Source organism: uncultured Microbacterium sp. (assembly GCF_963521695.1).
Classification (GTDB): domain Bacteria; phylum Actinomycetota; class Actinomycetes; order Actinomycetales; family Microbacteriaceae; genus Microbacterium.
The window spans coordinates 1-11,196 of record NZ_CAUQWC010000105.1 but is presented as its reverse complement, the minus strand read 5'-3'; the positions used below and the strand labels follow the sequence as shown (position 1 = coordinate 11,196).

The 11,196-nt window shown below is 71.6% G+C and carries 11 protein-coding genes; 8 read left to right on the top strand and 3 right to left on the bottom strand.

All coding sequences use genetic code 11. From position 1 onward, the window contains the following. The coding region (locus RWP81_RS09375; RefSeq protein WP_314455275.1) for an ROK family transcriptional regulator at nucleotides 1–1,101 on the bottom strand (1,101 nt) is incomplete at its 3' end. A gap of 190 nt (nucleotides 1,102–1,291) precedes the next feature. Here RWP81_RS09375 and RWP81_RS09370 point away from each other — a divergent pair. The 5 genes from RWP81_RS09370 to xylB all read left to right on the top strand — a co-directional run bounded on the left by RWP81_RS09370 (nucleotide 1,292) and on the right by xylB (nucleotide 6,018). Next, nucleotides 1,292–1,777: a glutathione peroxidase gene (locus tag RWP81_RS09370; protein ID WP_314455271.1), complete on the top strand. Its 486-nt coding sequence runs from the start codon at nucleotides 1,292–1,294 to the stop codon at nucleotides 1,775–1,777. Between the two features lie 53 nt (nucleotides 1,778–1,830). Beyond that, nucleotides 1,831–2,028 carry a hypothetical protein gene (locus RWP81_RS09365; protein ID WP_314455269.1) on the top strand — a complete coding sequence of 66 codons (198 nt, stop codon included), beginning with the start codon at nucleotides 1,831–1,833 and terminating at the stop codon, nucleotides 2,026–2,028. A 64-nt stretch (nucleotides 2,029–2,092) separates the two neighbouring features. Continuing rightward, on the top strand, nucleotides 2,093–2,989 hold the full coding sequence (locus RWP81_RS09360) for an alpha/beta hydrolase (protein WP_314455266.1): 897 nt from the start codon (nucleotides 2,093–2,095) through the stop codon (nucleotides 2,987–2,989). Between the two features lie 103 nt (nucleotides 2,990–3,092). Continuing rightward, on the top strand, nucleotides 3,093–4,280 hold the full coding sequence (xylA, locus tag RWP81_RS09355; RefSeq protein ID WP_314455264.1) for a xylose isomerase: 1,188 nt from the start codon (nucleotides 3,093–3,095) through the stop codon (nucleotides 4,278–4,280). Between the two features lie 346 nt (nucleotides 4,281–4,626). Continuing rightward, nucleotides 4,627–6,018: a xylulokinase gene (gene xylB, locus RWP81_RS09350; RefSeq protein WP_314455261.1), complete on the top strand. Its 1,392-nt coding sequence runs from the start codon at nucleotides 4,627–4,629 to the stop codon at nucleotides 6,016–6,018. 222 nt (nucleotides 6,019–6,240) lie between these two features. Here the strand turns inward: xylB and RWP81_RS09345 are convergent, their stop codons facing one another. After that, nucleotides 6,241–6,798: an AAA family ATPase gene (locus RWP81_RS09345; protein ID WP_314455258.1), complete on the bottom strand. Its 558-nt coding sequence runs from the start codon at nucleotides 6,796–6,798 to the stop codon at nucleotides 6,241–6,243. A gap of 95 nt (nucleotides 6,799–6,893) precedes the next feature. On the opposite strand from RWP81_RS09345, the gene RWP81_RS09340 reads away from it, so the two are divergent. Next, nucleotides 6,894–7,961 carry an SDR family oxidoreductase gene (locus RWP81_RS09340; RefSeq protein ID WP_314455255.1) on the top strand — a complete coding sequence of 356 codons (1,068 nt, stop codon included), beginning with the start codon at nucleotides 6,894–6,896 and terminating at the stop codon, nucleotides 7,959–7,961. A 189-nt stretch (nucleotides 7,962–8,150) separates the two neighbouring features. Here RWP81_RS09340 and RWP81_RS09335 read toward each other — a convergent pair whose 3' ends face one another. Continuing rightward, nucleotides 8,151–9,719: a dGTP triphosphohydrolase gene (locus RWP81_RS09335; RefSeq protein WP_314455253.1), complete on the bottom strand. Its 1,569-nt coding sequence runs from the start codon at nucleotides 9,717–9,719 to the stop codon at nucleotides 8,151–8,153. Between the two features lie 237 nt (nucleotides 9,720–9,956). Between RWP81_RS09335 and RWP81_RS09330 the strand changes: the two genes are divergently transcribed. Both RWP81_RS09330 and mmuM read left to right on the top strand, forming a co-directional pair. Further along, entirely contained in the window at nucleotides 9,957–10,463 is a 507-nt protein-coding gene (locus RWP81_RS09330; RefSeq protein WP_314455251.1) for a MarR family transcriptional regulator, read from the top strand. Continuing rightward, a partial coding sequence (gene mmuM / locus RWP81_RS09325; protein WP_314455249.1) for a homocysteine S-methyltransferase occupies nucleotides 10,460–11,196 on the top strand: 737 nt, incomplete at its 3' end. The genes RWP81_RS09330 and mmuM, both read left to right, overlap by 4 nt.

The following is an 11,196-nucleotide window of genomic DNA, read 5'->3' as shown; positions in this document are numbered from 1 at the left end:
GTCCTCGCCCAGTTCGGCGACGGCCAGGCGCAGGCCGTCGGCGCAAGCCGGCACCGTCTGCGCGCGGACGGCGGTGTCGAGGCCGTCGAGGTCGCGGGCGGCGAGCACGGCGAGGAAGCCGCCCAGCACGATGACCGCCGGGTTCAGCACGTTCGCCGCGTTCACCAGCGCCGTCGCGAGGATCCTCCGCTGCCGATCGACCTCGGCGTGCGCCGCGGGGTCGGAGGTGGATGCCAGGGCAGCGGCCAGGACCGCGTCGTCGCCGCCGTCGAGTCCCACCGCCGACAGCAGCAGCGCACGGCTCACCTCGTCTTCGAGCACCCCGTCGCTCGCGCGCCGGTCGGCCGCGTCGACGATGCCGGGGCGATTCTGTCCGAACTCTCCGGCATAGCCGCCGGCACCGCCGAGAGGGACGCCGCCGACGATCACGGCGCCGCCGATGCCGCTCGCACCGCCGTTGAGGTAGACGACGTCGTGCGCGCCGCGCGCCGCCCCGAAGAGATACTCGGCCAGAGCGCCGAGGGCGGCGTCGTTGCCGACGTGGGCGGTGAGGGTCGTGGCATCCGTCATCAGCTCCGAGAGCGGAGCGTCACGCCACTGCAGGTGGGGTGCCTCGCGGACGAGCCCGTCGGACGCCCGCACGGGGCCGGGTACGGCCACGCCCACACCGACGATCCGGCTGTCGGTGAGCGGTCCGCGCCGCCACCCGGCGAGGGTCGCCTCGACCAGCTCGGCCGTGCGCTCGGGAGTCAGGAGAGACGTCTGCTCGAGGCGCCGGCGCGCGATGATCGTGCCGTCGAGGGTCACGGCGCCGATGTCGAGAGCATCGACCTCGGGGTTGACCGCCACCGCGACGACCCGGGGGTCGGGCACGACGATGGGGGAGGGGCGGCCGACGCGGCCCATGGCCTCGGACGCCCGCTCGATCACAAGGCCGGCGCGCTGCAGTTCGCCGACGAGATCGGCGATCGTCGAGCGGTTCAAGCCCGTCGCCTCGGTCAGGGCGGCGCGGGAGCGCGGGCCCTCGCGGTGCACGGTGCGCAGCACGAGCGCGAGGTTGGCGCGGCGCATGCCATCGCCCCGACTCCCCGCGGTGCTCATGCGACAACTGTGCCACGCGCCCTCGCGTCGACGCGTTCCGTCGGTTCGCACCCGCGTCGTCACCCCCATAAACGCCTTCTGAGCGAAGAAACGCGCTGTCCACGCGTTTCTCCCCGTGGAGGGCGTTTATCGAAGAGGGACAGTCATTCCGCACCGCCCCGCGCGGCGCCGGCGGTGCCAGGATTGGACCATGGACCTTTCCGGCATCCCCGTCACCACCCTCCAGGGCGAAGAGACCACCTTCGGCGCGCTGACCGAGGGCAGGGCCGCGCTCGTGGTGAACGTCGCATCGCGCTGCGGGCTCTCGGGGCAGTACGAGACCCTCGAAGAGCTGCACAAGCGCTACGCCGACCGCGGATTCACCGTGATCGGCTTTCCGAGCAATCAGTTCCTGCAGGAGCTCAGCGACAGCGACAAGATCGCCGAATACTGCTCGTCGACGTGGGGCGTGACGTTCCCGATGACCGAGAAGGTCAAGGTCAACGGGCGAAACGCCCACCCGCTCTACAAGGAGCTCACGCAGACTCCGGATGCCGAGGGCAAGACCGGCCGCATCTCGTGGAACTTCGAGAAGTTCGTCGTGGCTCCCGACGGTCGCGTCACGCGGTTCAGCCCCCGCACCCAGCCCGACGCCCCCGAGGTCGTCGCCGCGATCGAAGAGGCGCTGCCCAGCTGAGCGTCCCCCGCGCGGGGGAGGTGCGCGCGGGCCGGTGTGCCTACGGTGAAGCCATGACACGCCACGATCCCGAGCGCTCATCCGCGGTGAACCCGATCGCGATCGGCATCGTCCTCGGGGTGCCGGCGGGCGCCGCCATCGGCGTGTTCGGCTTCGACAATCTCGCCCTCGGGTTGCTGCTGGGCGCCGCCGTGGGTCTGACCGCCGGGGTCGCGGCCGACACGCTCCTCCGGAGGCGTTCGGATCGGTGACGCGCCCGCGGCCGTGATGTCGGGCGGCTGAGGCGCCCCGGCGCGCGTCGGTAATCTGAGCGACATGACCGATGCTGTCGTCCTCGTCTCCGGCGGAGCCGCCGTCACCCCGTACACCGACCCGGAGCGTGCGGCCGCGTCCGGCCTCGCAGCGGGCAACACCATGACCGCCCTTCGCGCTCACTTCCTCGACCGCGGCATCCGCGTGTTCACGGCGCCGGCCCGCATCGGTGCGGGAGAGGTGGGGGAGGATGCCGGGTGGCAGGGCTTCGCCGACGTCCCCGTCGTGCTTCCCGCCGACGTCACGATCAACGCGGTGGGCCGCGTCGACGACGCCGGGGTCGCGCTCGCCGGGTTCTTGCGGCGCCTCGCCGCGGACGAGGGCGTGCGCAGCATCGACCTCGTCGGTCACTCGATGGGCGGCTTGTTCTCGCGTGCCGCGATCCGCGAGCTCGGCGACGACAGCCTTCGAATCGAACGCCTCGTGACGCTCGGCACCCCGTGGGACGGATCGGTGCTCGGCGACGTCCTCGACGGCGAGGTCTCAGAGGAAGACGCGCACGACGACCCGGCGACACGGCAGATCTTCGCCGAGGTGCGCCCGTACGCGGACGCCCACTCCCAGGGGGCTGCGCGCGAGGTGTCGCGCCGGTTCCTGCGCGAGTGGAACGACGCCCAGGCAGGGGTGCTCGACGGCATCCCGGTGACCGCGATCGGCGCGGGCTACTTCGCCGCGGCGACCGAGCCGGTGCAGCTGTGGCCGCACGACGGTCTCGTCTCGCTGACCAGTGGACGCGCCGACGAGGTTCCCACGTCGGTGCTGCCGACCGTCGAACGGCACTCGTTCCTCGACCATGTGCACAGCATCTTCTTCGCCGAGGCGTTCGGGCTGCCGTGGGACCGCGCGCTCACGTGGGATCCGGACGTGTTCACGGTCGTGGACGCGGCGCTCGGAGGCTGACGCGGGGCTGGACGCCGCGGCATCCGGGGTATATGTTGTGAGAACCAACAAACCTCGATGTGCGTCATGACGCACCCGTGCGTCTCCATGCGAAGGAGCAGGAATGCCCACCCCCACCCGCGACGACAAGTTCTCGTTCGGTCTCTGGACCGTCGGCTACAACGGCACCGATCCCTTCGGCGGCCCCACGCGTGAGCCCCTCGACGTCGTGCACGTCGTCGAGAAGCTCGCCGAGCTCGGCGCGTACGGTCTCACCTTCCACGATGACGACCTCTTCGCGTTCGGCTCGACCGACGCCGAGCGCCAGACGCAGATCGACCGCCTCAAGGGGGCGATGCAGGACACCGGCATCATCACGCCGATGGTCACGACCAACTTGTTCTCGGCCCCCGTCTTCAAAGACGGTGGGTTCACCTCGAACGATCGCCAGGTGCGCCGCTTCGCCCTGCGCAAGGTGCTGCGCAACCTCGACCTCGCCGCCGAGCTGGGGGCGAAGACCTTCGTCATGTGGGGTGGTCGCGAGGGGGCCGAGTACGACTCCGCGAAAGACATCCGCCAGGCGCTGGAGCGCTACCGCGAGGCGGTGAACCTGCTCGGCGATTACGTCACCGACAAGGGCTACGACATCCGCTTCGCCATCGAGCCGAAGCCGAACGAGCCGCGCGGCGACATCCTGCTGCCGACACTCGGCCACGCGATCGCCTTCATCGACTCGCTCGAGCGTCCCGAACTCGTGGGCCTGAACCCCGAGGTCGGACACGAGCAGATGGCGGGCCTCAACTTCGCCGCCGGTATCGCCCAGGCGCTGTACCACGGCAAGCTCTTCCACATCGATCTCAACGGCCAGCGCGGCATCAAGTACGACCAGGACCTGGTGTTCGGCCACGGCGACCTGCACAACGCCTTCGCCCTCGTCGACCTGCTCGAGAACGGTGGACCCGGCGGCGTCCCCGCGTACGACGGCCCCCGTCACTTCGACTACAAGCCCTCGCGCACCGAAGACGAGACGGGCGTCTGGGACTCGGTCTCGGCCAACATGAACACCTACCTGCTGCTGAAGGAGCGCGCCGCGGCCTTCCGCGCCGACCCCGAGGTGCAGGAGGCGCTCGCGGCCGCGAAGGTGGCCGAGCTCGCGCAGCCGACGCTGAACGAGGGTGAGACCTACGACGACTTCCTCGCCGACCGCTCGGCCTACGAAGACTTCGACACCGACGCCTACCTGGGCGGCAAGGGCTTCGGCTTCGTTCGCCTGCAGCAGCTCGCCACCGAGCACCTGCTCGGCGCGCGCTGATCCCCGACGGGCGTGGATGCCTTGGCATCCTCGCCCTTCCAGGTCGGTGCCGCGTGCACTCGACGCTCCCGCTGCCCCGTACCCGCGCCCCCTCTCCTCTTTCGTTGAGTGTCCAGGAAACGCCGTCCGGGTCGGGCGCTGGCGGCGTGTCTTGGACACTCGACAGGTTCCGTGCGTGCGGTGTCTCGCTTGGTCGAGTGTCCAGGAAACGCCGTTCGGGTTGGGCCCTCGCGGCGTGTCTTGGACACTCGAGGGAGGGGACGGAGGGACCGGGCCCACGCTCGGACGGAAGAACATCAAGAGATTCCCCGCCGATGCAGGCGCGGATACCAGAAGGGGATAAAGCATGGCGCTCGTCATGGGAGTCGATTCGTCGACGCAGTCGTGCAAGGTCATCGTGGCCGACGCCGAGACCGGGCGCGTGGTGCGCGAGGGGCGCGCGCCGCATCCCTCCGGTACCGCGGTCGACCCCGAGGCGTGGTGGCGCGCACTGCAGGATGCCATCGCGCAAGCCGGCGGCCTCGACGATGTCGCCGCGGTCTCGATCGCCGGTCAGCAGCACGGCATGGTCGCGCTGGATGCCGCGGGCGACGTCATCCGCGATGCCCTGCTGTGGAACGACACCCGTTCGGCGCAGGCTGCGCGCGACCTGATCGACGAGGTCGGCGCCGATGCCTACGCACAACGCACGGGCGTGGTGCCCGTCGCCTCGTTCACGGGCACCAAGCTCCGGTGGCTGCGCGACGCCGAGCCCGACAACGCCGCGCGCGTGGCCGCGGTCGCGCTGCCGCACGACTGGCTCACCTGGCGCCTCCGCGGCTTCGGGCCGGGCAACTCCGTGCTCGAGGAGCTCATCACCGACCGCTCCGACGCCTCGGGAACCGCCTACTGGGGTGCCGACGGCTACGACCTCGACCTGTTGCGCCGGGCACTCGGCCGCGACGCGGTGCTGCCCCGCGTGATCGGGCCGTGGGAGAGCGCGGGAACCCTCCCCGGGGGAGCCCTCGTGGGGCCGGGGGCCGGCGACAACGCCGGGGCCGCCCTCGGTCTGGGCGCGGGCGTGGGCGATGTGGTCGTCTCTCTCGGCACCTCCGGCACGGTCTTCGCCGTCGCCGACGCACCCACTCGCGACACCACGGGCACGGTCGCCGGGTTCGCCGATGCGACCGGCCGGTTCCTGCCGCTCGTCGCCACGCTCAACGCCGCCCGCGTGCTCGACGCCGTCGCCGGACTCCTCGGGGTCTCGCACGACGACCTCGGCGCGCTCGCCCTCGAGGCCGAACCCGGTGCCGGCGGGGTCGTCCTCGTGCCGTGGTTCGAGGGGGAGCGCACCCCCAACCTCCCGCACGCGCAGGCGTCGCTGACCGGTCTCACACTGGCCTCCACGAACCGTCCGAATCTCGCGCGCGCCGCGATCGAGGGGATGCTGAGCGGCTTGGCTGTCGGGCTCGACGCGATCCGGGCGCAGGGCGTGGAGGTGCGGCGCATCCTGCTGATCGGGGGAGCTGCCGCCAACGAGGGCGTCGCGCGTATCGCCGCGCAGGTGTTCGACGCCGAGATCGTCGTGCCGGCCGCGGGCGAGTACGTCGCCCTCGGGGCGGCGCGGCAGGCGGCGGGCGTGCTGGCGGGCGGCCCGGTCGACTGGACGGTCACCACCACGCGCGCCGTGGAGCCCGACCATCGCCCCACCATTCGAGAGCGCTACGACGTCGTCGCGGCGCTGCGTGCGGCAGAGTAGACCTGGGCCGTCGGCATCTTGTAAGGGGGATGCCGACGGCTCCCGTCCCGCGTGAAGGGTCGGTCAGCCCGCGCCGGCCCGATCAGGACGTGGTCCATGCGAACGGTCTCTCTTTCGGGTGCGATGGAGATGCTGCGCCCCCGTCGAGGGCCGACGCGAGACGGCCGGTCTGCTGTGGGACGGGCTCGCGGACGCGGATGACGCGGCGCGCCGGTCCTCGGCTCAGCGCACCGTGTCGGTCAGCGCTCCGGCCACCCACCGCTCGACATCCCGCCGGCGGCGCAGGCGCACCACCGGCAGGTCGCGGCGCAGTGCGGGGATCCGCTCGCGATACTTCCTCCGCGTCGCGAACGACCACCGCACGATGTGCTCGGGGTCGGTGAAGAACGTCCGCAGGGGAGGTTCCACGTTGCCGTTCCACAGGCGTTCGCGGCGAAGGCGCCGTCGCACCGTCCGGGCAACCACACGGGGGAGTGTCACGGTAGCGAACGGCAGGTCGAGCCACACCAGCAGGTCGGCGCGAGCGGTCAGCAGGGGCCGCGCGTCGGAGTACTGCCACTCGGTCACCCAGGTGTCCCGCGCGACGAGGGCGCGCACGTCATCGACGAATGCGGGCCGGGGCGTCCAGTCCGGCCCGTGGAACAGCGCGTCGATCTCGGTATGGGGGATGCCGGTGATCTCGGCGATCCGCCGCGCCAGCGTCGTCTTGCCCACACCCGACACCCCCGCGACGACGATCCGCCGGGGTCGCGCGGGCAGCGGGTCGGTGACGCACAGCATCCGCCGATCGTAGACGCGTCCCGCCGAGCCGGGGAATACCCCTCGGGCATCCCTCGTTCCCCCGTATCCACCTCGACCCGATCGGAAGAACGCTTTTGACTGACTCCTCACACGCTCTCGTGGTCGGCGCGACCGGTATCGCCGGCGGCGCCCTCCTCGACCGTCTTTCCGACGACGGGTGGGCGGTGACGGCCCTGTCCCGGCGGCCCGGCGCGGAGCGCCCCGGCGTGACCTGGCGATCCGCCGATCTGCGTTCGCCCGAGGCGTTGCGCAGTGCCCTGCGAGGCGTCCCGGTCACCCACGTGTTCTTCACCGCCTGGTCGCGGCAGGACACCGAGGCCGAGAACATCGTCGTCAACGGTGGCATGGTGCGCGACCTCCTGGCGGCACTCGTCGACGCTCCGGTGCGCCACGTCGCGCTGATGACGGGATTGAAGCACTATCTCGGCCCCTTCGAGGCGTATGGCCAGGGGGAGATGCCCGATACCCCGTTCCATGAGGACGAGCCTCGACTCGACGTCGACAATTTCTATTACGCCCAGGAGGACGAAGTCTTCGCGGCCGCGGAACGGGCGGGTTTCACGTGGTCGGTCCACCGCTCGCACACGGTGTTGGGCCATGCGGTCGGGAATGCGATGAACATGGGCCTCACCATCGCCGTCGCCGCGGCCATCAGCCGCCACACCGGTCGGCCGTTCACCTTCCCCGGGAGTGAAACGCAGTGGAACGGCCTCACCGACGTGACCGACGCCGATCTGCTCGCGAACCAGATGGTGTGGGCGAGCACTCACCCCGAGGGTGCTGACGAGGCGTTCAACACGGCGAACGGCGACGTGTTCCGCTGGCGGTGGATGTGGCCGCGCATCGCGGCCGACCTCGGTGTGGAGGCCGAGGGCTTCGACACCGCGCCCCGCCCGTTCGAGCAGCAGATGGCCGATGCGGCACCGGTGTGGGCGGAGATCGTCGAGCAGCACGGACTCGCCGAACCCGACATCACGCGGGTCGCCTCGTGGTGGCACACGGATGCCGATCTCGGGCGCGAGATCGAAGTGATGACCGACATGTCGAAGAGCCGCCTGGCGGGCTTCACCGAGCATCACCGCACGCGCGACTCGTTCACCCGCCTGTTCGCGCGGTACCGCGCCGCGCGTCTCATTCCCTGAGGCGGGCCCGCCTCGCGCCGTGGTGTCGGGTTCGGGGCGACATTCTCCGTTCGGGGCGTGAGTGTCGCGCCCCGAACGGCGGATCGCGCCCCAAATCAGAGAACTCAGCGATCGCGCCCCAATCCAGAGAACTCAGCGATCGCGCCCCAAACCAGAGAACTCAGCGCCCGTGCGGCGAGTCCTCCCCGGTCACAGCCGCTGCCCCAGCGCCCACAGGCGATCCGCGCGGCCTGAGATCGCCTCCGACAGGGCGAACGCCTGCGCGTCGGTGAGGGATGCCACGTAGTCGACGATCCCGCGGGAGCGCGCGAGCGTCTCGGCCTCGGCATCCGAGGGTCTGCGTTCGGCGGGCAGGGCGGCGTACTGCTCACGGGCGAGGGCGATGAGTTCGCGCAGGCGTCGTGGGGTGCGCGCGCGGTCGAGGTCGTCGTCGAGCCACTCGCCGAGCGCGCGCACCGAGCGAGCGAGGATGCGGCTCATGCCCCGCTGCTGGATCGCGAGGTCGGGGCGACTCAGCACGAACCGCTTGTGCACGAACTTCAACACCTCGACGTGGTGCCACGCCCACGGCGACAGCACGACGGGGCCGGCGCGCGGAGTGTCGAGGGGACGCAGCTGCGCCGACTCCTGGAAACGGCGGATCCACCGGTCGGTGAAACCTGCGAGCCGGCGCTCGGCCGTGAGGGAGCCGTCGAAGGGGCGGGCGAGCAGGTCGGTGACCATCTCGGCATCCACGTCGCTGACGGCGGCGAGGAAGGCTTCGTCGTCGGCGATCCAGGGGTCGTCGCGGCGCATCTTGCGGCGCAGGCGCTCCAGACCCGCACCGGGCATCAGCTCGGCGCGCACCTCGGCGTCGTCGCGCGAGCGCCACTCGAGCACGTCGTCGAGCCACCCGCGGAACTCCGCCGCGATGGGCGCGTGGTCCAGGATGCCGGCCCGATAGAAATCGTCGACGTCGTGCACCGAGTAGGCGATGTCGTCGGCGAGGTCCATCACGGCGCCCTCGATGCTCTGGCGCAGGGGCTCGGCATCCACCCCCTGTCGTGCGGCGGTCAGGTCGTCGACGTCGAGGTCGTACGCCGAGTACTTGTGCACGCGATACACGCCGTCGGAGGTACGGCGGATGCCACGGGGGGCGCCGATCCGCTCGATCTCCCGCGCCTCGACCGACGGCGCCCACGGATACTTCGCCGACGCGGCGCGCACGGCCGCGGTGAGGTTGAGTCCGCGCGGGGCGTTCTCGACGACGTCGAGGGCGGTCAAGATGCGGTACGTCTGCGCGTTGCCCTCGAAGCCGTCGACCAGGCCGAGTTCGGTGCGCGCGAGACGGTCGAGGGTCGACTCCCCGAGGTGGCCGAACGGCGGGTGCCCGAGGTCGTGGGCGTAGGCGGCGGCCTCGACGACGGTGGCGTTGCACACGTCGCCGTCCCCCGCGCGGCGCGATCGGGTGTTGAGCTGCAGGGCGACGACCCGCGCGATCGCGCTGACCTTGAGCGTGTGGGTGAGGCGGTTGTGCACGGGCGCCCCGCCCATCGACGGCGACACCACCTGCGTCACGGCCGACAGTCGCGAGAAGTATGGCGAGAACTGGATGCGCTCCAGGTCGATCGACCAGGGATCGGCCCGGGCGTCGTCGCGATCGGGAAAGACGCGGGATGCCGAGTTCCCGACGATGCCGCGGGCGCCGGGGTCTCCGCCGGCCGGCGTGGAGGCGTCGGCGTCCGCGGCCGGGGGAGCGGTCTCGTCGTGCAGGGTCATCGGTTCCTTCCGCGGCGTCGAGGGCGTTGCTCCACGCTAACCCGTCCCTCGGACACGGGAGTCGCGAGGCGCGTCGCCGTGTGCGCTCTCGGCGCGGGCTCACGCGCGGTAGTCGCGTCGGCATCCGGCATCCGCTCACCCGGGTTGCCGCGTGACGCATACTCGACGGGGATCCCGGCGGTCCCGGCACGCCCGTCACTGCGCCCCCGCACCCTGCGGCTCCGGTACCGTCGAAGAATGCCTACCGCGAGCAGCAAGGACGACGAGGTCGACCTCCTCATCGACGCGTGGTCGCAGTTGCTGCCCGAAGTCGACCTGACGCCCCTCGATGTGATGTCGCGCCTGCGCCGCGCGGCGTTCCACCTGTCGAAGCTGCGCGCGAAGGCCTTCGCGAGCGCCGGCATCGCCGTGTGGGAGTTCGACGTGCTCGCCGTCCTCCGCCGCGCGGGTACCGAGCTCAGTGCGACGCGTCTGATCGCGGCCACGATGATCGGCAGCGCGGCCATGACCAACCGTCTCGACAAGCTCGCCGAGCGCGGTCTCGTGCACCGCCGCCCGAATCCGTCGGACGGCCGCGCGATCCTCGTCGCGATCACCCCCGAGGGCATCGAACGGGTGGATACCGCGATGACCGAGCTCGTCCGACTCGAGGCCGAAGCCCTGCGCGACGTCAGCCGCGGCGACCAGGCCCTCTTGGCGAGCGCCCTGCGCGTGCTCGCGGCCGGCGAGACGCACGAGGCGTGATCGACCTCGCCGACACCATCACGCGACGCCCCGTCGTGCTCGACGGCGGACTCGGCACCCTGCTGGAGTCCCGCGGAAACGACGTGACCTCGGAGTTGTGGTCGGCGCGCGTGCTGCGCGACGACCCCGACGAGGTGCGCGCCGCCCACGCGGCCTTCGCCGAGGCGGGCGCCGAGGTCGTCATCACGGCCTCTTACCAGCTGGGCTTCGACGGGCGGATTCCGGATGCCGATGTCGAAGCGCTCCTGACCCGCTCGGTGTCGCTCGCGCGGGAGGCCGCCGACGTCGTGGTCGCGGCATCCGTCGGCCCGATCGGGGCGCTCCGCGCGGACGGCAGCGAGTACACCGGCGACTACGGCCTCACCGTCGCGCAGCTGCGCGACGCGCATCGACGGCGGCTGCACGTCCTCGCCGGCGCCGGTGCCGACCTCCTCGCCGTCGAGACGATCCCCTCGCCGATCGAGGTCGAGGCGCTGGCGCTGGAGCTCGCCGACCTCGGCCTCCCCGCGTTCGTCAGCCTCTCCGCCGACAGCACGGGGTTCGCCGCCCCCGGCTCGCGTGAGGCGGCCCTGCGCGTCGCGGCATCCGTCCCCGGGGTGATCGCGGTGGGTGTCAACTGCTGCGCGCCCGCGACGGTGCTGCCCGCGCTCGCCGAGGTGCCCGGCATCCCCTCGGTCGCCTACCCGAACACGGGCGAGCGGTGGGACGCCACCGCCCGCGCCTGGCTCGGCCC

Bases quoted from the DNA above. Each gene is read 5' to 3' on its own strand.
- xylB (WP_314455261.1), top strand. From the start codon at position 4,627: ATGGCGCTCGTCATGGGAGTCGATTCGTCGACGCAGTCGTGCAAGGTC.
- RWP81_RS09370 (WP_314455271.1), top strand. From the start codon at position 1,292: ATGGACCTTTCCGGCATCCCCGTCACCACCCTCCAGGGCGAAGAGACC.
- xylA (WP_314455264.1), top strand. From the start codon at position 3,093: ATGCCCACCCCCACCCGCGACGACAAGTTCTCGTTCGGTCTCTGGACC.
- RWP81_RS09345 (WP_314455258.1), bottom strand. From the start codon at position 6,798: ATGCTGTGCGTCACCGACCCGCTGCCCGCGCGACCCCGGCGGATCGTC.
- RWP81_RS09360 (WP_314455266.1), top strand. From the start codon at position 2,093: ATGACCGATGCTGTCGTCCTCGTCTCCGGCGGAGCCGCCGTCACCCCG.
- RWP81_RS09330 (WP_314455251.1), top strand. From the start codon at position 9,957: ATGCCTACCGCGAGCAGCAAGGACGACGAGGTCGACCTCCTCATCGAC.
- RWP81_RS09365 (WP_314455269.1), top strand. From the start codon at position 1,831: ATGACACGCCACGATCCCGAGCGCTCATCCGCGGTGAACCCGATCGCG.
- RWP81_RS09335 (WP_314455253.1), bottom strand. From the start codon at position 9,719: ATGACCCTGCACGACGAGACCGCTCCCCCGGCCGCGGACGCCGACGCC.